Genomic DNA, 22,561 nt, shown 5'->3' on the forward strand with positions numbered 1-22,561 from the left:
ATTCCCATGAAATTCGATCTGCAAACCAGTCCCGTTCCCGATCCGATCGCCGATCCGAACCGCGATCCGGAAGCCGATCCGCTCACGCCGCCGTCGCCGGGGCATCGCCCGGACGAGCCGCAGCATCCCGATGCCCCGCCGGACAAGGACCCGATCCGGCGTTTCTGACACCGGGGAAACCCCCACCCTACATTTGCCGCGCCGTATGCCGTAAGAGGGGCATGCGGCGGCGCGCGCGTCGCCGCACCGTCTAGGACAACGTAAAAAGACTGCGGGGCGCACAAATGAATGGAATGACGTTGAACAGAAAGCTCGGCTCGATGATCGCCGTGCTGTGGATAGGTTTGATTGCGATCGGCATTATCGGAGCGTGGCAGAACCGCACGTCGATGATCGAGGATCGCAAGGAACAGTTGAAGACGCTGGTCGGCGAGGCACATGCCGTCGTCACGCACTTCGCGGCGCTCGCCGCCAACAAGACCCTCACCGAAGAAGAAGCCAAGAAGCGCGCGCTGGATGTCATCGGCGCGATCCGCTACGGCAAGGATGGCTATCTTTCCATCAACGATTCGAAGCCGAAAATGGTCATGCACCCGATCAAGCCCGCCATGAACGGGCAGGATCTTTCGGGATACACCGACCCGGCGGGCAATCACTTGTTCGTCGATATCGTCAAGGCGGGCGATCAGCCGGACGGCGGTTTCATCAGCTATCTGTGGTCGAAGCCAGGCAGCGACAAGCCCGTGGCGAAGCTCTCGTATGCGCAGCGTTTCGGCCAGTGGGACTGGTATGTCGTCACCGGCATGTATATGGACGACGTGCAGAGCGCGTTCTATGCAAGCGCACTGCGCTGGCTTGCCATCACGATGCTGCTCGGCGCCATCGCGACGGCCGCGATGCTCGTCGTTCTGCGCAGCATCAAGCGCAATCTGGGCGGCGAACTGGAACTCGCGGTGGATGCGGCGCATCGCATTGCGCGTGGCGATCTGACGGCCGCCGTGCCGGTGCGTGCCGGCGATACCTCGAGCCTCCTGCACGCGCTTTCGGTGATGCAGCTCGGCCTTGTCGAGACGGTGTCGCGTGTGCGTAACGGCACGGAAAACATCAACGTGGGCGCGTCGGAAATCGCGGCGGGCAACACCGATCTGTCGCAGCGTACCGAGGAGCAAGCGGCCGCGCTGGTCGAGACCGCATCGAGCATGGACCAGATGACGGCCAACGTAAAGAACAACGCCGAGAGCGCCGCGCAGGCCGCGCGCCTTGCGGGTCAGGCCGCCGATGTCGCGACGCGCGGCAGCGGCGTGGTGGACGAAGTCATCAACACGATGACGCGTATCACGGCAAGCTCGCAGCAGATTGGCGACATTATCGGCGTGATCGATGGCATTGCGTTCCAGACCAACATCCTGGCGTTGAACGCGGCGGTCGAAGCGGCGCGCGCGGGCGAACAAGGACGCGGCTTTGCGGTCGTGGCGGCGGAAGTGCGCAGCCTCGCGCAACGTTCGGCGACGGCGGCCAAGGAGATCAAGGCGCTGATCGAGACGTCGACGCATACGGTGCAGGAAGGCGCGTCGCTCGTGACGAACGCCGGTTCGACGATGGGCGAGATCGTGTCGTCGGTGCGTCGTGTGAACGAGATTCTCGATGAGATCAGCAATGCATCGCGCGAGCAAAGCGCGGGCATCGAGCAGGTGAATCGCGCAGTCGTCGAGATGGATCAGGTCACGCAGCAGAACGCGGCGCTAGTGGAAGAAGCAGCGGCTGCGGCGCATTCGTTGAAGGATCAGGTGGATGGGTTGCGGGAGGCAATCGGCAGTTTTCATTTGCCGGCTTGAGGAGTGCATCGGCGCAGATTGTCGAGGTATGGGTTGCGCTGCTTCTTGAATGGCTGAAGCAATCGCCGTCGCTTGCATAGTGACGGCGATCGCTCCAAGGCTGAATCATCGGCCGCTTACTCTTATTAAACCGCTCCACGAACCGCGCCCGATAAGCCGTTCCGACCAGCGGATTCTCGTCACCGAAATCGTGGTGCGGTTCTGGATCGTCGGCTGCTCATTGCTCCAAAAACCGCTCCACCAATCGCGCCCAATAAGCCGCCCCGACCGGCAGATTCCTGTCGTTGAAATCGTAGTGCGGGTTGTGAACCATGCAACCGTCCTCGCCCGCGCCGTTGCCGATGCGCAAAAACGTCCCCGGCCGCGCCTGCAGCATGAACGCGAAGTCCTCGCTGCCCATTAGCAAATCCGTGTGGTCGACCACGTGCTCGGCACCCACCAACTCGCGCGCCACCTGCGCCGCGAATTCCGTTTCGGCATCCGAATTGACGACCACCGGATAGCCTTCCAGATATTTGATCGTCGCCTTTGCGCCGTAGCTCGCCGCCTGCGCATCCACGAGTTCGCAGATACGGCGCTTGAGCAACTCACGCACCGGCTTGCTGAACGAGCGCACCGACAGTTCGAGCTTCGCGCGATTCGGAATCACGTTGTTGACCGTGCCAGCGTGCATCGAGCCGACCGTGACGACGGCCGGTTGCGCGGGATCGACATTGCGCGCGACGATAGTCTGCAAAGCCATCACGATGCTCGCCGTCACCACCACCGGATCGACGCTCAAATGCGGACGCGCCGCATGCCCGCCCACGCCTTCGATCTCGATCGACACCTGATCACACGCCGCCATGAACGGCCCCTTGCGAAACAGGAATGTGCCGGGCGCGACGCCAGGATGGTTGTGCACGCCGAATACGGCATCGCAAGGAAAGCGCTCGAAGAGCCCCTCCGCGATCATGCGTTGCGCGCCGCTCGGCAAACCGTGCTCTTCCGCCGGTTGAAAATACAGATGCACCGTGCCATTGAAACGCCGCGTGCGCGCTAGATGCCGTGCCGCACCGAGCAGCATGGTCGTATGGCCGTCGTGGCCGCACGCGTGCATCTTGCCCGGCGACTCGCTCGCGTACGGCTTGCCGGTCTGCTCGTGAATCGGCAGCGCGTCCATGTCGGCGCGCAGGCCGATGCGCTTCGTGCCATCGCCCGCTGTCAGCGTGCCGACGACACCCGTTCCGGCGATGCCCCGGCTCACTTCCCAGCCCCACTCTTCGAGCTTCTGCGCGACGAGCGCCGAGGTGCGCGTCTCCTCGAACGAGAGTTCGGGATGGCGGTGGATGTCGTGACGGATCTCGCGCAACGCGGGCGCATCGTCGGAAAGATCGGCGAGTTCGGTGAAGAGTCGGGTCATTTGCAGGAACCTTGGCTGAATCGAAACGGAAAACGAAAACACGAACGGCGCACATGATCCTCCAGTCGCGCGTCGCGTGCCAGTTCCGCGCGAGTTTTTGCCAATTTCGACCGCATGGATCGCAGCAAACAAGGTGGAATTGGCTCCATTGGATGCATCGGAATGGCTCTGACCAGGAGAGCCAAATTTAACTATAGTCGGCTCTGAATCCGACTGATGCAACCGCGCGCCGCGCCCCAAGGAGAACTTCGCCGTGTCCAAACTTCCTCAAACCTCGCCCGCCAACGTCACTCGGGCCACCAACGCGGACCTTCAGGCCCGCAAGAATGCCGCCACGCCGCGCGGCGTCGGCGTGATGTGCGACTTCTACGCGGCGCGCGCCGAGAACGCGGAACTCTGGGACGTCGAAGGCCGCCGCTTCATCGACTTCGCGGCGGGCATCGCGGTGTGCAACACGGGGCATCGGCATCCTAAGATCGTCGAGGCCATGCGCGCGCAACTCGACTGCTTCACACATACGGCCTATCAGATCGTGCCTTATGAATCTTACGTTTCGCTCGCGGAAAAAATTAGCGCCCGTGCGCCCGGTCAAGCGCCGAAGAAGACCGCGTTCTTCACGACCGGCGCGGAGGCCGTCGAAAACGCCGTGAAAATCGCGCGCGCGGCAACCGGGCGGCCCGGCGTGATCGCCTTCACGGGCGGCTTTCACGGCCGCACGATGATGGGCATGGCGCTCACCGGCAAGGTCGCGCCGTACAAGATCGGTTTCGGGCCGTTCCCCGCCGACGTCTATCACGCGCCGTTTCCCAACGCGCTGCACGGCGTATCGGTGGCGGACTCGCTGCGCGCCATCGAGCATCTGTTCAAGGCGGATATCGAAGCCAAGCGCGTCGCGGCGATCATCTTCGAACCCGTGCAAGGCGAAGGCGGCTTCAATCCGGCGCCCGCGGACTTCGTGCGCGGCCTGCGCCGGATCTGCGACGAGCACGGCATTCTGCTGATCGCCGACGAGGTGCAGACGGGATTCGCGCGCACCGGCAAACTCTTCGCGATGGAGCATTACGACGTGGTTCCCGATCTCATGACGATCGCGAAGAGTCTTGCGGGCGGCATGCCGCTATCGGGCGTCGTGGGCCGCGCGGACATCATGGACAGCGCGGCGCCAGGCGGTCTCGGCGGCACTTACGCGGGCAATCCGCTCGCGGTGGCGGCGGCGCACGCGGTGCTCGATATCATCGACGAAGAGCAACTCTGCGAACGCGCCAACACGCTCGGCGACAAGCTCAAAGCGAAGCTCGAAGCGATTCGTCGGGACGTGCCGCAGATCGCCGATGTGCGCGGTCCGGGCGCCATGATCGCCGCCGAGTTCTGCAAGCCCGGCACGCACGAACCCGATGCCGATTTCGCCAGGCGCGTGCAGGCGCGCGCGCTGGAACGTGGTTTGTTACTGCTCGTGTGCGGCGTGTATGGCAACGTCGTGCGCTTCCTGTTTCCCCTCACGATCCAGGAGCCTGTGTTCGACGAAGCCCTCGGCATTCTCGACGAAGTGTTGAGCGAAACCATCGCCGCCGCGGCTTGAGCACGGTTCGCCCCTTCGTCGTATGCTGAATGCAGAAATCTCAAGAAGGAATCGCAAGCAAATGAGCCTCAAAGACCAACTCAAGGATCCGGCACTGCTTCGTCACGCGTCGTATATCGCTGGTGAATGGCAGCAAGCCGATGACGGCGCCACCTTCGACGTGCTCGATCCGTCAAACGGCGAGTCGCTCGGCGCCGTTCCGCAAATGGGCGCGAGCGAAACACGCCGCGCCATCGCGGCCGCCAACGCCGCGTGGCCCGAATGGCGCAAGAAAACCGCGAAGGAACGCGCGGTCATCATGCGCCGCTGGTACGACCTGATGATCGCCAACGCCGACGACCTTGCGCTCATCCTCACGACCGAACAAGGCAAACCGCTCGCCGAAGCGAAGGGCGAGATCGTCTACGCGGCTTCGTTCATCGAATGGTTCGCCGAAGAAGGCAAGCGCGTGGCGGGCGACACGCTCGCCACGCCCGCCGCGGACAAGCGCATTGTCGTGACGAAGGAACCAATCGGCGTGTGCGCGGCGATCACGCCGTGGAACTTCCCGGCAGCAATGATCACGCGCAAGGTCGGTCCGGCGCTGGCGGCGGGCTGTCCTATCGTCGTGAAGCCGGCCGAAGCCACGCCCTTCTCCGCGTTCGCGCTGGCCGTGCTCGCGGAGCGCGCGGGCGTGCCGAAGGGTGTGTTGAGCGTGCTGACCGGCGACCCGAAAGCCATCGGCGGCGAAATGACGGGCAACCCGACCGTGCGCAAGCTCTCGTTCACAGGCTCGACGGCGGTAGGCCGTCTCCTGATGGCGCAAAGCGCGCCTACGGTCAAGAAAGTCACGCTGGAACTCGGTGGCAACGCGCCCTTCCTCGTGTTCGAAGACGCCGATGTCGACGCGGCGGTGCAAGGCGCGATTGCATCGAAGTATCGCAATAGCGGTCAGACGTGCGTGTGCACGAATCGCTTCTATGTGCACGAGCGCGTCTACGACGAGTTCGCCGCGAAACTGGCGACGGCTGTAGGCGACCTGAAGGTTGGACGCGGCACGGATGACGGCGTGTTGCTCGGCCCGCTCATCAACGAAGCGGCGGTGAAGAAAGTGGAAGCGCATATCGAGGATGCGCTGGCCAAAGGCGCGACGCTGACGGCCGGCGGCAAGCGGCATGCGCTCGGCCACGGTTTTTTCCAGCCAACCGTGCTTACCGGCGCCACGCCGGCCATGCAAGTGGCGAAAGAAGAGACGTTCGGCCCGCTCGCGCCGATTTTCAAATTCTCTTCCGACGACGAAGCCATTCGCCTGGCCAACGACACCGAATTCGGACTCGCCGCATACTTCTACAGCCGCGACATTGCACGCGTGTGGCGCGTGGCGGAAGCGCTCGAATACGGCATGGTCGGAATCAACACCGGCCTGATCTCGAACGAAGTCGCACCGTTCGGCGGCGTCAAGCAATCGGGACTGGGCCGTGAAGGCTCGCACTATGGCATCGACGATTACGTCGTCATCAAGTATCTGTGCCTGCAGGTCTGATTTAGCCGATGCACCGAGCGAAGGCCCCGCGCGTGTTTAATGCCGGGGCCTTCGCTCATTTCGATGCCGCGACGGGCGTCACTTTCACCGCGGCCGCGGAAACGAACACCGCATGCACGGTGTCGCCCTTCTTGAGGTTGTCGGCTGCGAGATCAGGCGGAAGGTCCATGGTCTCGGTGCGCCACGGTCCGCGCAGCGTGACGGTGTGATGCTTCTTGTCGACCCTCACGACCGTGGCGAGAATCTCGACCTGACGCGATGAATCGAAGCCGCTTGCGCCGTTCGCGCCCGAAGCGGGCGAATAGGTTTGCGTGTCCACGCGCTTGCGCAGGCCCTGATCCTTGCCCGTTACCTTTTCCACGTTCGAAAGCAAAGCGTTCTTGTACTGGACATCGACCTTGTCGCCGACATGAAGCTGATCGAAACCCGTCACTTCCTTATTGACGAGCACTGTCGAATCGCCACGCGGACCATGCACGATGAGCGTGCGCGTCGACGGGTCTATGCCCGTGATGACGGCTTGAACGTGGATAGGCTGCGCCGCGCCGATGACCTGCCGCGCCTGGTTCGTCAATGCGTCGTTGGTCTGAGCGAAAGCGGTGCCGGACGCCACGACGATTGCCGTCATCGGAAAGAGAGAAAGCGCGCGAAAGCCTGATTTCATTTGATCACTCCTCGTTGCACATCGGTAGTCCAAACAAATTCGCTCGACGATATCATGCAGACGACTACGCCCAGACGCACGCCCACGGCGGATATGGCCCCGAACCGGTAGAATCGATCGACAGGACCGGCTAAGGGCAACGACGCGTATATTCGACGCGCCGACGCGTCACGCGTATTCTTGCCCGCCGCATTTTTGACCTTTTAGGGGCGTTATGCGACGTTCGGCATTTTTTATCCGCTTCATTGGCATTGGTGTTCTCTTTCATATCTACGTTGGCGTGCGGCTCATTCCCGATGCGCCCGTCGGCCCGGCGCTCAAGGCGCTTGCCATCGCACTGCTCGTCGCCTCGCTGATTTTGATTCCGCTCGGCATGTCTGCGCGATCGATCGAAAAGCAACCGCTTGCGGATCGGCTCGCCTGGTTCGGACTGACCGCGCTCGGCTTCTTCTCGTCGCTCCTGCTGCTGACCTTCGCGCGCGATCTCGTGCTGCTGTCCGTGCATGTGTTCGACTGGCTGCGCGGCACGCCCATATCCTCGCCCCGCTTCGTTGCCGAGAGTGCGCTGGCCGTGCCCATGCTCGCGTTGCTTTCGTCCGCCGCCGGCTTTTACAACGCGCGAAAGCGCGCGCCGGTGAAAAGCGTGGACGTGCCCATCGACAATTTGCCGGCGGCGCTCGAAGGCTTCACTATCGTGCAGATCAGCGATATCCACGTCGGCCCGACTATCAAGCGGCACTATGTCGAGCGAATCGTCGCGGCCGTCAATGCGTTGCAGCCGGATCTGATCGCGGTGACGGGCGACGTGGTCGATGGCAGTGTGCCGCACCTCGCTGCTCATACACGCCCGCTCGCGGAATTGAGCGCGCGGCACGGCGCGTTCCTCGTCACGGGTAATCACGAGTATTACTCGGGCGCGGACAAGTGGATCGTCGAATTCCGGCGGCTTGGCATGAATGTGCTGCTCAATCAGCATGTGGTGCTGAACCACGACGGCGCGCAAGCCGTGATCGCCGGTGTTACCGATTACGGCGCGGGCAGCTTCGATCCCGCGCACCGGAGCGACCCGGCTAAAGCGATGGAAGGCGCTCCCGCCGATGCCACCGTGCGCGTGCTCCTTGCCCATCAGCCACGCAGCGCGACCGCCGCCGCCGATGCGGGTTTCACGCTGCAACTGTCGGGGCATACACATGGCGGACAGTTCTTTCCGTGGAACTTCTTCGTCAAGCTGCAGCAGCCGTTCGTGTCGGGTCTCGTGAAATTTAACGGACTGTGGGTGTACACGAGTCGAGGAACGGGCTATTGGGGACCGCCCAAGCGCCTCGGCGCGCCTTCCGAAATCACGCGCGTGAGGCTGGTCGCGGCGCCTGCAGCTTGAATCCAGCTTGGCCTGCATGGAGTCAGCGCTTCGAAACGCTTTTCCAGACCACTTTCACGGTCGCGCCGGATGCGAGCGCGGCGGCGTCGCCGGGATGGGTTGTACGTATCTCGATTGGCAAGCTGTTGGCGTCCTTCAACATGACGACGCCGGTTGCACTGTCGGCGCCCGTAACCTGCCCGACGAACTGCGTTTGCCCCGGCAGCATTTCCTGCAAAGGCTGTGCTTTGACGGGCGTGAGCGTAACCGCGCGAAGCGCCGTGCTATTCACTCGTGTGCCAATAGGCAACTTGTTCAGATCCTGCATCTCCTGCCCGACGTTCAACTGCGTCTCCTGCCCTTGCGCATTGACCACGGTGACGCGATGCGCGTCCGGATCGACAGCTTTTACCTCGCCGATGATCTGCACGAGCATCTTGCCTTCGATGGACAGCGCAGCAACCTTTGCGCTTGGTTGACGTTGAGCAAACGCATTGCCGCCATTCAATAGGCCAGTCAGCGAGCCGATCAGCAACGCTGTGCAGAAGTCGATTATTTTGATTTTCATGGCTCAGTCTCTCAATGTCAGCGAGGCCAGCCAGGCTTTCTCTCGCATACATCCTGACGAGGATGTTGTTTCGATTCTGCCCTGTCAACCCTTCGAGATGATTGAGACGGAGTGCGAAATTTTGTCACCGATCGTTTTGATACGCGAAAGGCTCGCCTTGCTTCAAGGCGAATTCAAAGCGTTTGGCGCGTGCGCCGGCGACCGGCTCCGTTCTACGCGCTTTGGCCAGGTCAGCTTTCGGTCTGGCGAAAAAGCAGCGCAGCGCCGTTCAGGCAGTAACGCAGACCAGTGGGATTCGGGCCGTCGTCGAAGACATGCCCGAGATGGCCGCCGCAACGCCGGCAAAGCACTTCGTGACGAAGGGAGCCGGGCGTTGCATCCGCGCGGGTGGCGACGGCGCCGTCGATTGGCATGGAGAAACTCGGCCATCCGGTGCCGCTATCGAACTTTGCCGACGAGGCAAAGAGCGGCGATCCGCATCCCGCGCAAAAAAACGAGCCGTTGCGACGCTCGTTGATCAGCGGGCTGGCGTTCGGCGGCTCGGTCGCGCCGCGTCTGAGCACGCGATATTGTTCAGTGGAAAGGCGGCGGCGCCATCCGGCATCGCTCAGGTTCATCTCGTACGGGTCGGCAAGCGCCGTGTCCGCGCCGCGCAAGGCAATGGAGCCGCCCGTGAAAGTGGCCGTGACCGCGCCGAAGAAAGTGCGTTTAGTGCGTTTCATGATTTTCATTCGATGAACGCCTCTTGATGGTGACGACGCCCGCCGGCGCCAACCGCTACGATTTGATGCGATAGCCGGTCTTGAAGATCCACGCCGTGATAGCGATGAACACGCCCAGAAATACTAACGTCATCGCAAGGCTTACGCCTACGGAAACATCCGCGAGACCGTAAAAACTCCAGCGAAAGCCGCTGATGAGATACACGACCGGATTGAAAAGCGCGACCGTTTTCCAGAAAGGCGGCAGGATGTTGATCGAATAAAAGCTGCCGCCGAGGAACGTGAGCGGCGTGACAATCAAAAGCGGAATGATCTGGAGTTTCTCGAAACCGTCCGCCCATATTCCGATGATGAATCCGAGCAGGCTGAATGTCAGCGATGTCAGCAGCAAAAACACGATCATCCAAAATGGATGGTCGATCCGCAGCGGCACGAAGAGCCGCGCAGTCGCCAGAATGATCAACCCGAGAATGATCGACTTGGTCGCCGCCGCGCCGACGTAGCTCAGAACGAGCTCGAAATACGACACGGGCGCGGACAAGAGCTCGTAGATGGTGCCCGTGAACTTCGGAAAGTAAATGCCGAACGAAGCGTTCGCGATGCTCTGCGTGAGCAGCGACAGCATGACGAGTCCCGGCACGATGAACGCGCCGTAGCTGATGCCGTCCACTTGCGGAATGCGCGAGCCGATGGCCGCGCCGAACACCACGAAATAGAGCGAAGTGGAAATGACGGGCGACACGATGCTCTGCATGAGCGTGCGTCCGGCGCGCGCCATTTCGAAGCGATAGATCGCGCGTACTGCGTGAAGATTCATGTGGTCTCCCTGTCGACCGGAATCGATGCTCCCGGTCCGATACGACTAGTTGCGCACGAGGCTCACGAAGATGTCTTCGAGCGAGCTCTGCGTCGTTTGCAGATCCTTGAAGCGCACGCCGGCTTCATCGACATGGCGCAATAGCGCGATGATTCGACCCGGCTCGTCATGGGCGTCATAGGTGTAAGTCAGTTCGTTGCCGTCGGCGGACAATTGCAGGCCGTAGGGCGCGAGCGACGCGGGCACGGCAGCCAGCGCGTGATCCAATTGCAGCGCGAGCTTCTTCTGCCCGAGCTTGCGCATGAGTTCGGCCTTCTCTTCGACCAGCACGATCTCGCCGCGATTGATCACGCCGACGCGATCCGCCATCTCTTCCGCTTCCTCGATGTAATGCGTCGTGAGGATGATGGTCACGCCGTTCGCTTGCAGTTCGCGCACGAGGTTCCACATGTCGCGGCGCAGTTCGACATCGACGCCGGCCGTCGGCTCGTCCAGAAAGAGAATCTGCGGCTCGTGCGCGAGCGCCTTGGCGATCAGGACGCGCCGCTTCATGCCGCCCGAAAGCGTCATGATCTTGTTGTCCTTTTTGCTCCAGAGCGACAGCGACTTCAGCACCTTCTCGACATGCGCCGGGTTTTTCGGCCGGCCGAACAAGCCCCGGCTGAACGATACGGTCGCCCACACGGTTTCGAAGGCGTCGGTGGTGAGTTCCTGTGGCACGAGCCCGATCATCGCGCGCGCGGCGCGATAGTCCGTGACGATGTCGTGTCCGTTCACGGTGACCGTGCCCGAGCTGGGATTCACGATGCCGCAAACCGTGCTGATGAGCGTGGTCTTGCCCGCCCCGTTCGGACCGAGCAACGCGAAAATCTCGCCGCGCCGGATTTCCAGATTCACGTCCCGGAGCGCGCTGAACCCCGACTCGTAGGTCTTGGAGAGGTTTGAAATGGTAATGATGGTTGGCATGGCACGGACGATAGCAGATAAGGCGCGATCCGGCTGGATCGAAACGGGGCTTTCAGGGGTCGTCCGTTTGGCCGATGCACGGCGCGTGCCGCGCTGCATACAATGGGCGTCTGATCAAGGGAGCCGACATGCTGTTCGAACAGATTCAAACCGCCTGCATCAACGACGCGGACGTGCCGTGGGTGCCCTTCACGCCATACAGCGAGCACGTGCTCGTCAAATACTTCAAGCTCGATCCGGTTCGCGGCGAAACCATCGCCCTTTTGAAGGCGCCGGCGCGCGGACAAATGCCGCGGCATCGGCATACGGGCACGGTAATCGTCTACACGGTCGAAGGGCGCTGGAAGTATCGCGAACATGCGTGGATTGCGGAGAAAGGCAGCATCGTGTACGAGACCGCAGGTTCCAGTCACACGCCGGAAGCCGTTCCCGTGGTGGACGGCAGCGATGAGATCGTCACGCTCAACATCATTCAGGGCGAGCTGCTCTTCGTAAACGAAAACGGGCAAATACTTGCCGCCGAAGACTGGCGCAGCGGCTGGGAGCGCTACGCTGCCTATTGCCGCGCGCATGGATTAAAAGCACGCGACTTGACGGCGTTCGGCTGAAGGCGTGGTTAGAATCGTGCATCGCACAAACATCCATTGGAGGAAGCGCGCATGAGCATACAGACGGTGGGTATCGTCGGAGCGGGAACCATGGGCAACGGCATCGCGCAGGTCGCGGCCGTGGCGGGATTCGACATCGTGCTGATCGACGTGACGGACGCCGCGCTCGCCAAGGGCGTGGCCACACTGACGAACAGCCTGGAGCGGCTGGTGTCGAAAGACAAGCTGCAGGCGTCGGTGCGCGATGCCGCGATTGCGCGCATCCAGACATCCACGGATTACGGGCGGCTCAAGGACGCGGATATCGTCATCGAGGCGGCCACGGAGAACGTCGAGCTCAAACACCGCATTCTGAAGCAGATCGAAGCAGCGGCGCGGCCCGAGGCGATCATCGCGTCGAACACATCGTCCATTTCGATCACCGCGCTTGGCGCAACGCTTGCGCGGCCCGAGCGGTTCATCGGCATGCACTTCTTCAATCCGGTGCCGCTGCTGCAACTCGTCGAAGTGATTCGCGGCGTGCAGACGAGCGACGACACCGCGAACGCCGTGCGCGCGCTCACCGAGAAGCTGGACAAGTCGCCCATCGGCGTGAAGAACTCGCCTGGCTTCGTGGTCAACCGCATTCTCGTGCCCATGATCAACGAAGCCTTCTTCGTGCTCTATGAAGGCGTGGCGAGCGCCGAGGAAATCGACGCGGGCATGAAGCTCGGCGCAAACCATCCTATCGGTCCGCTCGCGCTTGCCGATCTCATCGGCCTCGATGTCTGTCTCTCGGTCATGGACGTGTTCCTGAAGGATTTCGGCGATTCGAAATATCGAGCGTGCCCGCTGTTGCGCGAACTCGTGTCCGCGGGTTATCTCGGCCGCAAGACGAAGCGCGGCGTTTATCGGTACGACTGAGCTCAGGCTTACGCGCTTTTCGGCAGACGCTCTCGGTCGTGCGGCGCGGCGAAGTCAAGCACGGGACCGGCCGGCACGATCCCGGTCGGGTTGATCGAGCGATGACTCTCGTAGTAATGCCGCTTGATGTGCTCGAAGTTCACCGTGTCCGCGACTCCCGGCATCCGGTAAATCTCGCGCGAGTAGTTGGAGAGATTCGGATAATCCGCTATGCGCCGCAGATTGCATTTGAAGTGGCCGGCGTACACGGCGTCGAAGCGCACGAGCGTCGTGAACAGTCGGATGTCGGCTTCGGTGAAGCGCTCGCCCGCGAGATAACGGTGCGAGGCAAGGCGCGCATCTAGGAAGTCGAGGGTATCGAAGAGCGGCTGCACGGCTTCCTCATACGCGGCCTGGGTGGTCGCGAAGCCCGCTTTGTAGACGCCGTTGTTCACGGTGTCGTAGATGCGCGCGTTGAGCGTGTCGATCTCCGCGCGCAACTCGGGCGGATAGTAATTGCCCGCTTTGGCGCCCTGGCCGTCGAACGCGGCATTCAGCATGCGAATAATCTCGGACGACTCGTTGCTGACTATCGTGCCGCGCGCCTTGTCCCAGAGAATCGGCACGGTCACGCGGCCGGTGTAGCTCGCGTCCGCCGCCGTGTAGACCTGATGCAGAAAGCGCGCGCCGTTGATGGCGTCGGGCACGACGCCCGGACCATCCGCGAAGGTCCAGCCGTTTTCGAGCATGAGCCAGTGAACGACCGAGATGCCGATCATCTCTTGCAGCCCCTTGAGCGCGCGCACGATAAGCGTGCGATGTGCCCACGGACAAGCCAGGCTCACGTACAAGTGATAACGGCCCGCTTCCGCCTTGAAGCCACCCTCGCGACTCGGACCGGGCGCGCCATCGGCCGTGACCCAGTTGCGAAACGCCGCGTCCTTGCGCACGAAGCGCCCGCCAGTCGATTTCGTGTCGTACCACTTGTCCTGCCATTGCCCGTCGACGAGACGTCCCATCTGCATGCTCCCTGATCGTTGTTTGCGTCATCTCCAAGCACGTGGTGGACCGCGCCGCCGCTCTTGCCGTACCATCGCGCCGATGAACGTTCGATGGAGTCGAACATGTTATCCGATGAAGAACTCGCCCTGCTCGATGCAATCCGCTCGACCGGCAGCCTTTCCCGCGCGGCGGCGCGACTAGGCCGCGCGCCCTCGACGATCTCGCATGCCGCGCGGCAACTGGAAACGCGCTTCGACGCGCTGCTGTTCGACCGCCGTCGCTACCGCCTGCAACTGACGCCAGCGGGCCATCTTCTCGCCGATGAAGCCGCGCGTCTGATGATCGACGTGTCGCGTCTGACGCAGCGCGTGAAGCAGATCGCGAGCGGCTGGGAAGACCGGTTGTGGATCGTCTGCGACGAGATACTCGAGTTCGAGACCTTGCTGCCGGTCGTGCAGGCGTTCGACGCGCTCGCGTCCGGCGTAACCCTGCGCATGACGCATGAAGTGCTGGGCGGCACGTGGGAAGCACTGCGCGATGGCCGCGCCGATCTCATCGTCGGGGCGACGAACGAACCGCCCGCGATTCCCGGCCTGCGCTGGTTCGAACTCGGCGTGATGGAATGGGTGTTCGCCGTGGCGCCGCGCCATCCGCTGGCGAAGGCGGCAGAACCGCTTGGGCGCGAGCAGATCGCGGCGCATCGCGCGGTGGCGGTCGCGGATTCATCGCATGGATCGGCGGGACGCGCTTACGGCGTGCTCGGCGGACAAGCGGCGCTCGCCGTGCCGGGCATGCGCGCGAAGATTCTTGCTCAACGGCAAGGACTTGGCTGCGGTTGGGTGCCGAAGCATCGAGTGGCTTCATTGCTGGCGCGTGGCGAACTGATCGCAAAGCAAACCGGCGATCCGCGCGAGCCTAACGTTCTATACGTGGCATGGCGCGGCGATCACGAAGGCCGCGCATTGCAATGGTGGATCGAGCAGTTCCGTCAGGCGCGTCTGGCCAGGCGTCTGGTCGATGGCATCGACGCGTTCGCCTGAAATTACGGCAGCTTGATCACCGAAGGCAACGAAAAGACCAGACAGCATAAAAGCCACAGCGAATATACGAAGAGGCCTCGCAGCCGTCTGCGCCGCCGGCCGTCGTCTTCACGTGGTTGCATGAGCATGATTGCCATCTCGTCGAGTGATCGTTTCGTCAAGCGTATGCGAAGCCACCGCACATTGCCAGCGCGCCCGAATACCGTGCGCCATCGGCAATTTTTAGTAGTATGGATTGGATGCCGCCGAACTTACCGCTATGATGCCGGCGCTAAAACGCCCCGTCTCACTGATTTCTCTTCATTCAAGGCACCATGTCCACCACTCCGAACGGGCCGCCGAATTTGAACCCGCGCCAGCCAGTCGATATCGCGCGCATTCTGCTCGTCATTGCCATTCTGACTGCGCTGACTGTTGGCAGCCTTTATATCCTGCGGCCGTTTCTGCCGGGGCTGATCTGGGCCACGACGATCGTCGTCGCCACCTGGCCGTTGATGGTCGCGGTGCAACGCCGCTGCGGCAATCGCCGCTGGGCCGCGACGACTGTCATGCTGCTCGTGCTGCTGATCGTCATCGTGCTGCCGTTGTATCAGGCTATCTCCACGCTCGCATTGCACGGCGCCGAGATCATGTCGGCCATCAAGAGCCTGCCCACGTATGCACTTCCCCCGCCGCCGAGTTGGGTACACGACGTGCCGCTCGCCGGTCAGCGCGTCTCGGCCGAATGGCAGACGCTTTCCGACGCCGGCCCCGGCGGCCTGCTCGCCCGCATCGAACCGTATGTGACGATCGCAGCGCGCTGGATGCTGTCGCACGCGGCCGTCGTCGGGGTGTTCGTGATGCACATGGTGATCACGATCATCATCTCCGGCATCCTATACATGCAGGGCGAGGCAGCGGGCCGCTTCATCGTGCGGTTCGCAACGCGGGTTGCCGCGCAGCGTGGCGCCGAAGCCATCAAGCTCGCCGGCCTCGCCATTCGCGCGGTGGCGCTCGGCATTGTCGTGACGGCCGTGACGCAATCGGCGCTCGGAGGAATCGGCTTGTGGATCGCGGGCGTGCCGGCCGCGGGCATCATCACCGCCGTCATGCTGATGTTGTGCCTCGCGCAAATCGGGCCGCTCTTGCCACTGCTTGGGGGCGTCGCCTGGCTTTTCTGGCACGGGTCGCACGTCGCCGCGATTCTGTTGCTGATCTGGTCGATCATGATTGCCATGCTCGACAATTTTTTACGTCCCATACTCATCCGCCGCGGTATCAATTTGTCGATGCTGCTGATTCTTTCCGGCGTGCTTGGCGGCATGTTCGCATTCGGAATTGTCGGATTGTTTATTGGCCCGGTCATTCTCGCGGTCACCTCGGCAATATTGAACGCATGGATCAACGAACAGCCCTCATTGCCGCAAGTAGACGCCATGAGTAAGGAAGAGCTGACCGGATCGACGGCCGCGCGAGGCATAAGCGACGTATGAGCGGACGGCGCAAAGCATTACGCTTATATCTGCTGAACCGGCACTGGGCGCAAAATTAGGAAAACACCTAAAGCGTATCTAACGCGATACAAATCCAGCTTTATATTTTGAATCATCCCAAAATAAGAAATCGCTTAAGCAATGGCTTAGGACTCTGATTAATTTGAGAAATCGCAAGCAAACACACAATGTTTCGCTGTGATTTAAAGAGACATATTCCGCTACAATGCACTTCTTTGATACTTGCCCTCTCAGGGCGTAGGGGAATGACCATGTCTCTGCGCGACGTGGACGTCATCGACTACATCGGAGTGAATTCCTTGCTCAAGCGCGTGTATGTCGGGATATTCGATGAATGCGACTGGCACGATGAAAAAATGCATGAGGATTTGCTGACGCGGAAAATAGACGGCTATAACCGTTATATTCGCTCAGGTCAGTTACTTATGAATTATCCGCACGTTCGCGGATATCAGATCGTATTTGAATACGTGTCGATGCACAAAATGACGCCCAGCGCGCTGCAGTATTGGAAAACGCGTGAGCGCGTCATCCACGCGGCGGGTTTCGATGTACGTGTGCGCGCCGTGGACGTTCGGCGCTCGCTCGGCATCAAGGTCGACGACGTCGCCAAGGTCGAGGCCGAGTTGGTCGAACCCGCGGCTATCGAAGTGCTCGATGCGGACCCGCGCAGTCGCCTCGCCGACGTGACCGACATCTCTTATCTGCCGCCGTTGATGCCTTCCAGGGCGCAACAGGCGCAGACTCTCCCGGCGGTTCTTACCCGCCTGTCGTTGCGGCGCGCGGCAATGAACTGAATTTCGTTGTACTCGGAGCCGTTCGGTGCGCGACGAGCGCGCTTCGGAAACACGGGTGAGCTCTCACGGGATACACCGGTGAGCCAATTCGGGAAGCAAATAAAGCGGCGAGGCCTGAAAGCCTCGCCGCTTTTTCGTGGGCACTTCCGAAGTTACTGCACCAGACTCAACGCCGACGTCGCGATGGACGGCACGGCAATATTATTGGTCTTCGCGTACTGCACAGCCTGCGTAAGCGTCTGCATCAGCGATTGCAACTGCCCCGGCGCCGATTGCGCGATATACGTTGCCGCCTGCGCCGTGCCAGGATTCGAGCCGGCCTGCATGAGCGAGGACACGTTCATCGAATTCTTGACCGAACTCAGATTCGATTGCAGCCCCGCGTATTGCTTGACGCCCTGACCCAGCGAAGCTAGCCCATCCGTGAAAGTTTGCTTGCTCGCGGCCGTCGGCGGCGTGGTCGATCCACTGGAAAAAGCCTGAATCAGCGATTGCGACACGCTTTGCTGCGTACCGCCAAGCTGCGACAGCGCACTGCTGCTCGGCACACCGCCGCTTCCCGACGCGCTCGACAGTAGTCCCGCCGCCGACTGTGCCTGACTCGCGACGCCGGACATTCCCATGGCCGAAGCAAGATTCGATTGTCCGCTCAACACCTGTTGATTCGCGCCGAGATAGCTTTGCACTAGCGAACCCAATCCCGACGACTGCGTGCCCGCGCTGTCCGACACATCCGACTTGCCGCTGCCGAATCCGAACTGTTGCAGGTTGATTTGCGCGTTGGATGCGACCGGCGCGACAAGCGCTCCTGTCAGACCAGCCGCCAGTAGCGCAAACCTCAACGAGCGCTTCACCATGTTGCGTTCCTCCATTTGACTCGTCCGATGATCGAACAGGCTCGGTTCGACCTTCAGACAAATTGACGGTTCGCGCTGTTTACATTTGCTTGCGATTACGTCAGGAGAAATGTTCGGCGAAATCATTTTGTCTGGCGAAGCTCCGGAAAATCCTCTTCCCAAAATTCGAACTCGCCGCGCACCGCAGTGTTGGTACGAGCGGCTTCCTGTCGACGAAGATCGACGCGCCGAATCTTGCCCGAGATGGTTTTCGGCAACTCGGCGAATTCGATTCTTCGAATGCGTTTATATGGCGAGAGCCGCTCGCGCGAAAACGCGAACACGCTTCGCGCCAGTTCCGGTCCGACCGCGAAGCCGTGTCGCAGGGTAACGAACGCCTTCGGCACGGAGAGCCGTAACGGGTCCGGACTCGGCACGACAGCAGCTTCCGCGATCGCCTCGTGTTCGATCAACACGCTCTCCAGCTCGAACGGACTCAGCCGATAGTCCGAAGATTTGAACACGTCGTCCGCGCGGCCGACGTAGACGAAGTAGCCATCCGCGCCGCGCGAGGCGACGTCCGAGGTGCGATAGAACCCGCCGCGCATCGCGTTTTCGGTGGCGGTCGGGTTATCGGCGTAACCGGTCATCAGGCCGAGCGGCGGCGGATTCAGCACCAGCGCGATCTCGCCTTCGTCGGCGAGCGCGCCATCTGGATCGAGCAGCGCCACGCGATAACCGGGCAGCGGACGTCCCATCGACCCCGGCGCAACCCGCTGACCCGGCGTATTGGCGATCTGCGCGGTGGTTTCAGTCTGGCCGTAGCCATCGCGGATAGGCACGCCCCACGCCGTGTGCACGCGCTCGACGACCTCGGGATTGAGCGGCTCGCCCGCCCCGACGATCTCCCGCAGCTTCACCGCGTAGGACGCCAGCGGCTCTTGCACCAGCATGCGCCACACGGTCGGCGGCGCGCATAACGTGGTGATGTCGTATTGCACGAGCGCATCGAGTGTGCGCGCCGCATCGAAGCGGCTGAAGTTGTAGATGAAGACGCAAGCCTGTGCATTCCACGGCGCGAAAAAGCAGCTCCACGCGTGCTTCGCCCAGCCCGGCGAGCTGATGTTCCAGTGCACGTCGCCGGGTTGCAGGCCGATCCAGTACATCGTCGAAAGATGCCCGACCGGATAGCTCTCGTGCGTATGCGCGACGAGCTTGGGCTTCGACGTCGTGCCCGAAGTGAAGTACAGCAAATAGGGATCGCTGGCGTTCGTTTCGCCATCTGCGGCAAAGTCCGGCGACGCTTCGTAGGCCGCGTCGTAGGCAAGCCAGCCATCGCGCGGCTCGCCCACGGCGATACGCAGTCCCGTCACGTCGATGCCTTCGAACTTGTGCGTCTCGCCCGCATCGACGATCACGTGTTGCACGCGTCCAAGCGCGATGCGCTCGCGCAAGTCGGCAGGCGCGAGTTGCGTGGTCGCGGGCAGCACGATAGCGCCGAGCTTCATCGCGCCGAGCATGGTCTCCCACAACTCGACTCGGTTCGGCAGCATCAACAAGATACGCTCGCCGCGCGTGACGTTCAGCGCGCGCAAATGGTTGGCGACGCGCGCCGAACGCTCGCTCATCTGCGCGAATGAAAGACGCGTCTCGCCGCCACCTTCGTTGACGATATGCAACGCGGCCGCATGGTTGCCGCGCGCCATCGGATCGAAATAATCGAGCGCCCAGTTGAAACGACTAAGCGCCGGCCACTGAAACTCGCGATACGCGGTGTCGTAATCGGTGCGATGTCGCAGCAAAAAGTCGCGTGCTTCGATGAAAGGCTCTGCCGGGTTCATTTCGTCTCCGTGATTGTTTTGATTGCCCGTGCGGCGCGCGCTTGAAAGCCGGTTTCAGAGCTGACGCGCGATCACCATGCGCTGCACTTCGCTGGTTCCTTCGTAAATCTGCGTGATGCGTGCATCGCGATAATGCCGCTCCACCGGATAGTCCTGCAGATAGCCATAGCCGCCGTGAATCTGGATGGCATGCGAACAGACGCGCTCCGCCATCTCGGACGCGTACAGCTTCGCCTGCGAAGCCTCCGACAAACACGCAATGCCCTCGGTGCGCATGCGCGCCGCGTGCAGCACGAGCAGGCGCGCGGCGTTCAGTTGCGTGTGCATGTCGGCGAGCATGTTCGCGACCGACTGATGCTCGAGAATCGGCTTGCCGAACTGGCTGCGATCGTGGGCGTAGGCGCGCGCCGCGTCGAAGGCCGCGCGCGCGATGCCAAGCGCTTGCGCCGCAATGCCAATGCGCCCGCCTTCCAGATTCGACAACGCGATCTTGAGCCCTTCGCCGCGCTTGCCGAGCAGGTTCGCAGCGGGAATCGCGCAATCGTCGAAGGTGATGGCGCAGGTATCCGATGCGCGAATGCCGAGCTTGTGCTCTGGCGGCCCGACATTGAAGCCAGGCGTGCCGGTCGGCACGATGAACGCCGAGATGCCGCGCTTGCCGAGTTCGGGATCGGTCACGGCGAAGACGATAGCCACGCCCGCGCGCTTGCCGTTGGTCACGAACTGCTTGCTGCCCGAAAGCACCCATTTGCCGTCGCGCTCGGTTGCGCGCACGCGCAGATTGTTCGCTTCCGAACCCGCCTGCGGTTCAGTGAGGCAGAACGCGCCGATCACTTCGCCGCTCGCGAGCTTCGGCAGCCATTCGGTCTTCTGCGCGTCGGTGCCGAAAGCGAGGATCGGGCCGCAGCCGACCGAGTTGTGCACACTCATCAACGTGGCGCAGGACGCGCAGCCCGCCGCGATTTCTTCCATCGCGAGCGCGTAGGCGGTGTAGTCGCTGAACGTGCCGCCGAGTTCCGCAGGCACGATCATGCCGAGCAAACCCAGTTCGCCGAGTTGCCGCACGACGGCGTCGGGCAACGCGCCGTCCCGGTCCCACTGACCCGCGTTCGGCGCAAGCACTTCGGTCGCGAACTGACGCGCGGCGTCGCGAATCATGCGCTGCTCTTCGGTAAGAAAACTGTCGATCATGGTTGGAGCTCGTAGAAGGTGCCTGAAGCGATCGGATAAACTTGCTCGCCGCGTCTTTCGGAAACGGCGCTGCGGCGCGTTGCAAGTCATGCCTCGATCATGCGCGGCGCGCGTGGCGTGTGCACGAGTCTAGGCAATCGCCGGACATTAGCCGATGCCTGAAACGATCACGCTAACTGAGCGCTTTGGCCACCTAGTGACAACCCCAACATCCACGAAGTACATCGAACGGGATTCGATCGCCGCGAGTCTCGTCGACGCAGCCTTGCGCTGCGCACAAGCACGCGGCGTCGATCGCGCGATGCTGCTCGACGCCGCGCAGATCGCGCCCGCGCTGCTCGACACGCCGCATGCGCGCGTCACGCCCGCGCAGTACGGCCGCCTGTGGCACGCCATCGCCGACGCGCTCGACGACGAGTTCCTCGGCCAGGACGCGCACCCGATGCGGCGCGGCAGCTTCGTGCTGATGTCGCACGCCGCGTTGAGCACGCGCGACGGCGCACAGGCGCTCGGGCGCATCGCCGGATTCATGCGGCTCGTGCTGGACGAGTTATCGTTCGAGCCGGATATCGGCGCGACGCGCGTGCGCCTCTGGATGAACGACGGCCACGGCGAACGCGAGCCCAAGAGCATGTTCGCCTGCGCGACCGGCTTCATCCTCGTCTATGGATTGTTGTGCTGGCTCGTCGGGCGACGCATTCCGGTGCTTGCGGCCGATTTTCGTTGCGAGGAACCAGCGGATAGCGACGAATACCGGCTGATGTTCTGCGACACCCTTCGTTTCGACGCGCCGCGTTCATTCGTCGATTTATCGCCCGAATGCGCCGCGCTGCCCGTCGTGCAGACAACCGCCACGATCAGGCGCTTTCTGCGCGACGCGCCCGCGAACTTCATCGTCAAATATCGGAATTCGGAATCGCTCGCGGCGCGCATTCGGCGGCGCTTGCGGCAGACCGCGCCGGCCGACTGGCCCGAGGCGGACCGCATGGCGGCGGAATTGAATATCGCGCAGGCCACCTTGCGTCGGCGTCTCGCGCAGGAAGGGCTGACGTATCGAATTATCAGGGACGCGCTACGCCGCGATCTGGCGCTCTCGCGTCTTGCGGATACCGACGAAACCATCGCTCAGATTGCGAGCGCGCTCGGCTTTGCCGAACCGAGCGCTTTCAGGCGCGCCTTTAGAAAATGGACGGGCGTGCGGCCGGCGGATTATCGCCGCGCACGCTGAGAGCGCGCGGATATCGACGCTGCTATATTGAGACGTCGAAGAATTGCCCACGGAGCGCATCATGACGAAAGCACGGCCCGACGAACCCGCGACGCCCACCCACGAAGAGGAGTTGCTCGACGAAGCGCTGGATGAGACCTTCCCGGCGAGCGATCCGATTGCCGTGGACGCCGAGCCGGAAGACAACGAGGAACGCAAGCGGGCTAAGTAA

General features: G+C 62.2%; 22 protein-coding genes. 12 read left to right on the plus strand and 10 right to left on the minus strand.

Features of this window, described 5'->3' with window-relative positions:
* Positions 1-6 precede the first annotated feature (6 nt).
* The gene (locus NCT03_RS20145; RefSeq protein WP_244829287.1) at positions 7-168 is read left to right on the plus strand and encodes a hypothetical protein; all 162 of its coding nucleotides are present in this window, start codon (positions 7-9) and stop codon (positions 166-168) included.
* A gap of 125 nt (positions 169-293) precedes the next feature.
* On the plus strand, positions 294-1,835 hold the full coding sequence (locus NCT03_RS20150; RefSeq protein WP_250493614.1) for a methyl-accepting chemotaxis protein: 1,542 nt from the start codon (positions 294-296) through the stop codon (positions 1,833-1,835).
* A 217-nt stretch (positions 1,836-2,052) separates the two neighbouring features.
* On the opposite strand, the gene NCT03_RS20155 is transcribed toward NCT03_RS20150, so the two are convergent.
* Complete coding sequence (locus NCT03_RS20155; protein ID WP_250493615.1) at positions 2,053-3,237, minus strand: M20 aminoacylase family protein; 1,185 nt, start codon at positions 3,235-3,237, stop codon at positions 2,053-2,055.
* A 253-nt stretch (positions 3,238-3,490) separates the two neighbouring features.
* Between NCT03_RS20155 and NCT03_RS20160 the strand changes: the two genes are divergently transcribed.
* Positions 3,491-4,816 carry a 4-aminobutyrate--2-oxoglutarate transaminase gene (locus tag NCT03_RS20160; RefSeq protein WP_502800393.1) on the plus strand — a complete coding sequence of 442 codons (1,326 nt, stop codon included), beginning with the start codon at positions 3,491-3,493 and terminating at the stop codon, positions 4,814-4,816.
* A 61-nt stretch (positions 4,817-4,877) separates the two neighbouring features.
* Positions 4,878-6,338 carry an NAD-dependent succinate-semialdehyde dehydrogenase gene (locus NCT03_RS20165; protein WP_250493616.1) on the plus strand — a complete coding sequence of 487 codons (1,461 nt, stop codon included), beginning with the start codon at positions 4,878-4,880 and terminating at the stop codon, positions 6,336-6,338.
* Positions 6,339-6,393: 55 nt separating this feature from the next.
* On the opposite strand, the gene NCT03_RS20170 is transcribed toward NCT03_RS20165, so the two are convergent.
* Positions 6,394-7,002 carry a hypothetical protein gene (locus NCT03_RS20170; protein WP_250493617.1) on the minus strand — a complete coding sequence of 203 codons (609 nt, stop codon included), beginning with the start codon at positions 7,000-7,002 and terminating at the stop codon, positions 6,394-6,396.
* Positions 7,003-7,216: 214 nt separating this feature from the next.
* Between NCT03_RS20170 and NCT03_RS20175 the strand changes: the two genes are divergently transcribed.
* Positions 7,217-8,380: a metallophosphoesterase gene (locus tag NCT03_RS20175; RefSeq protein WP_250493618.1), complete on the plus strand. Its 1,164-nt coding sequence runs from the start codon at positions 7,217-7,219 to the stop codon at positions 8,378-8,380.
* 22 nt (positions 8,381-8,402) lie between these two features.
* On the opposite strand, the gene NCT03_RS20180 is transcribed toward NCT03_RS20175, so the two are convergent.
* The 4 genes from NCT03_RS20180 to NCT03_RS20195 form a co-directional block, all read right to left on the minus strand.
* On the minus strand, positions 8,403-8,927 hold the full coding sequence (locus NCT03_RS20180) for a hypothetical protein (protein WP_244829278.1): 525 nt from the start codon (positions 8,925-8,927) through the stop codon (positions 8,403-8,405).
* Positions 8,928-9,157: 230 nt separating this feature from the next.
* Positions 9,158-9,658 carry a peptide-methionine (R)-S-oxide reductase MsrB gene (msrB, locus tag NCT03_RS20185; protein WP_250493619.1) on the minus strand — a complete coding sequence of 167 codons (501 nt, stop codon included), beginning with the start codon at positions 9,656-9,658 and terminating at the stop codon, positions 9,158-9,160.
* A 46-nt stretch (positions 9,659-9,704) separates the two neighbouring features.
* Positions 9,705-10,466 carry an ABC transporter permease gene (locus NCT03_RS20190; RefSeq protein WP_244829275.1) on the minus strand — a complete coding sequence of 254 codons (762 nt, stop codon included), beginning with the start codon at positions 10,464-10,466 and terminating at the stop codon, positions 9,705-9,707.
* 45 nt (positions 10,467-10,511) lie between these two features.
* Positions 10,512-11,432, minus strand: a complete 921-nt coding sequence (locus NCT03_RS20195; protein WP_244829274.1) for an ABC transporter ATP-binding protein — start codon at positions 11,430-11,432, stop codon at positions 10,512-10,514.
* Between the two features lie 128 nt (positions 11,433-11,560).
* Between NCT03_RS20195 and NCT03_RS20200 the strand changes: the two genes are divergently transcribed.
* Positions 11,561-12,040, plus strand: coding sequence for a 2,4'-dihydroxyacetophenone dioxygenase family protein (locus NCT03_RS20200; RefSeq protein ID WP_250493620.1), 480 nt, complete (start codon positions 11,561-11,563; stop codon positions 12,038-12,040).
* 51 nt (positions 12,041-12,091) lie between these two features.
* Positions 12,092-12,943, plus strand: a complete 852-nt coding sequence (locus tag NCT03_RS20205) for a 3-hydroxybutyryl-CoA dehydrogenase (RefSeq protein WP_244829272.1) — start codon at positions 12,092-12,094, stop codon at positions 12,941-12,943.
* 8 nt (positions 12,944-12,951) lie between these two features.
* On the opposite strand, the gene NCT03_RS20210 is transcribed toward NCT03_RS20205, so the two are convergent.
* Complete coding sequence (locus tag NCT03_RS20210) at positions 12,952-13,941, minus strand: glutathione S-transferase family protein (RefSeq protein ID WP_250493621.1); 990 nt, start codon at positions 13,939-13,941, stop codon at positions 12,952-12,954.
* Positions 13,942-14,046: 105 nt separating this feature from the next.
* Here NCT03_RS20210 and NCT03_RS20215 point away from each other — a divergent pair, with 105 nt between their 5' ends.
* The 3 genes from NCT03_RS20215 (at position 14,047) to NCT03_RS20225 (ending at position 17,254) form a co-directional block, all read left to right on the plus strand.
* A complete protein-coding gene (locus NCT03_RS20215; RefSeq protein ID WP_250493622.1) occupies positions 14,047-14,964 on the plus strand; it encodes a LysR substrate-binding domain-containing protein in 918 nt (305 codons plus the stop codon).
* A gap of 314 nt (positions 14,965-15,278) precedes the next feature.
* Positions 15,279-16,436: an AI-2E family transporter YdiK gene (ydiK, locus tag NCT03_RS20220; protein WP_244829269.1), complete on the plus strand. Its 1,158-nt coding sequence runs from the start codon at positions 15,279-15,281 to the stop codon at positions 16,434-16,436.
* A 272-nt stretch (positions 16,437-16,708) separates the two neighbouring features.
* Complete coding sequence (locus tag NCT03_RS20225) at positions 16,709-17,254, plus strand: DUF6572 domain-containing protein (RefSeq protein ID WP_250510250.1); 546 nt, start codon at positions 16,709-16,711, stop codon at positions 17,252-17,254.
* A gap of 152 nt (positions 17,255-17,406) precedes the next feature.
* Here NCT03_RS20225 and NCT03_RS20230 read toward each other — a convergent pair whose 3' ends face one another.
* From NCT03_RS20230 to NCT03_RS20240, 3 genes are all read right to left on the minus strand, one after another.
* Entirely contained in the window at positions 17,407-18,126 is a 720-nt protein-coding gene (locus tag NCT03_RS20230; RefSeq protein WP_502800394.1) for a hypothetical protein, read from the minus strand.
* A 107-nt stretch (positions 18,127-18,233) separates the two neighbouring features.
* Positions 18,234-19,931 carry an AMP-binding protein gene (locus tag NCT03_RS20235; RefSeq protein ID WP_250493624.1) on the minus strand — a complete coding sequence of 566 codons (1,698 nt, stop codon included), beginning with the start codon at positions 19,929-19,931 and terminating at the stop codon, positions 18,234-18,236.
* Between the two features lie 54 nt (positions 19,932-19,985).
* The gene (locus NCT03_RS20240) at positions 19,986-21,119 is read right to left on the minus strand and encodes an acyl-CoA dehydrogenase family protein (protein ID WP_305038183.1); all 1,134 of its coding nucleotides are present in this window, start codon (positions 21,117-21,119) and stop codon (positions 19,986-19,988) included.
* A gap of 157 nt (positions 21,120-21,276) precedes the next feature.
* Here NCT03_RS20240 and NCT03_RS20245 point away from each other — a divergent pair, with 157 nt between their 5' ends.
* Both NCT03_RS20245 and NCT03_RS20250 read left to right on the plus strand, forming a co-directional pair.
* Positions 21,277-22,350 carry an AraC family transcriptional regulator gene (locus NCT03_RS20245; protein ID WP_250493625.1) on the plus strand — a complete coding sequence of 358 codons (1,074 nt, stop codon included), beginning with the start codon at positions 21,277-21,279 and terminating at the stop codon, positions 22,348-22,350.
* A 61-nt stretch (positions 22,351-22,411) separates the two neighbouring features.
* The gene (locus tag NCT03_RS20250; protein WP_250467420.1) at positions 22,412-22,561 is read left to right on the plus strand and encodes a hypothetical protein; all 150 of its coding nucleotides are present in this window, start codon (positions 22,412-22,414) and stop codon (positions 22,559-22,561) included.

The sequence above is a fragment of the Caballeronia sp. GAWG1-1 genome, from assembly GCF_023631465.1.
Classification (GTDB): Bacteria; Pseudomonadota; Gammaproteobacteria; order Burkholderiales; family Burkholderiaceae; genus Caballeronia.

What these genes read in the sequence shown, in the direction of transcription:
- NCT03_RS20145 (WP_244829287.1), top strand. Translation starts at nt 7, where the DNA reads ATGAAATTCGATCTGCAAACCAGTCCCGTTCCCGATCCGATCGCCGAT.
- NCT03_RS20150 (WP_250493614.1), top strand. Translation starts at nt 294, where the DNA reads ATGACGTTGAACAGAAAGCTCGGCTCGATGATCGCCGTGCTGTGGATA.
- NCT03_RS20155 (WP_250493615.1), bottom strand. Translation starts at nt 3,237, where the DNA reads ATGACCCGACTCTTCACCGAACTCGCCGATCTTTCCGACGATGCGCCC.
- NCT03_RS20165 (WP_250493616.1), top strand. Translation starts at nt 4,878, where the DNA reads ATGAGCCTCAAAGACCAACTCAAGGATCCGGCACTGCTTCGTCACGCG.
- NCT03_RS20170 (WP_250493617.1), bottom strand. Translation starts at nt 7,002, where the DNA reads ATGAAATCAGGCTTTCGCGCGCTTTCTCTCTTTCCGATGACGGCAATC.
- NCT03_RS20175 (WP_250493618.1), top strand. Translation starts at nt 7,217, where the DNA reads ATGCGACGTTCGGCATTTTTTATCCGCTTCATTGGCATTGGTGTTCTC.
- NCT03_RS20180 (WP_244829278.1), bottom strand. Translation starts at nt 8,927, where the DNA reads ATGAAAATCAAAATAATCGACTTCTGCACAGCGTTGCTGATCGGCTCG.
- msrB (WP_250493619.1), bottom strand. Translation starts at nt 9,658, where the DNA reads ATGAAAATCATGAAACGCACTAAACGCACTTTCTTCGGCGCGGTCACG.
- NCT03_RS20190 (WP_244829275.1), bottom strand. Translation starts at nt 10,466, where the DNA reads ATGAATCTTCACGCAGTACGCGCGATCTATCGCTTCGAAATGGCGCGC.
- NCT03_RS20195 (WP_244829274.1), bottom strand. Translation starts at nt 11,432, where the DNA reads ATGCCAACCATCATTACCATTTCAAACCTCTCCAAGACCTACGAGTCG.
- NCT03_RS20200 (WP_250493620.1), top strand. Translation starts at nt 11,561, where the DNA reads ATGCTGTTCGAACAGATTCAAACCGCCTGCATCAACGACGCGGACGTG.
- NCT03_RS20205 (WP_244829272.1), top strand. Translation starts at nt 12,092, where the DNA reads ATGAGCATACAGACGGTGGGTATCGTCGGAGCGGGAACCATGGGCAAC.
- NCT03_RS20210 (WP_250493621.1), bottom strand. Translation starts at nt 13,941, where the DNA reads ATGGGACGTCTCGTCGACGGGCAATGGCAGGACAAGTGGTACGACACG.
- NCT03_RS20215 (WP_250493622.1), top strand. Translation starts at nt 14,047, where the DNA reads ATGTTATCCGATGAAGAACTCGCCCTGCTCGATGCAATCCGCTCGACC.
- ydiK (WP_244829269.1), top strand. Translation starts at nt 15,279, where the DNA reads ATGTCCACCACTCCGAACGGGCCGCCGAATTTGAACCCGCGCCAGCCA.
- NCT03_RS20225 (WP_250510250.1), top strand. Translation starts at nt 16,709, where the DNA reads ATGTCTCTGCGCGACGTGGACGTCATCGACTACATCGGAGTGAATTCC.
- NCT03_RS20230 (WP_502800394.1), bottom strand. Translation starts at nt 18,126, where the DNA reads ATGGAGGAACGCAACATGGTGAAGCGCTCGTTGAGGTTTGCGCTACTG.
- NCT03_RS20235 (WP_250493624.1), bottom strand. Translation starts at nt 19,931, where the DNA reads ATGAACCCGGCAGAGCCTTTCATCGAAGCACGCGACTTTTTGCTGCGA.
- NCT03_RS20245 (WP_250493625.1), top strand. Translation starts at nt 21,277, where the DNA reads ATGCCTGAAACGATCACGCTAACTGAGCGCTTTGGCCACCTAGTGACA.
- NCT03_RS20250 (WP_250467420.1), top strand. Translation starts at nt 22,412, where the DNA reads ATGACGAAAGCACGGCCCGACGAACCCGCGACGCCCACCCACGAAGAG.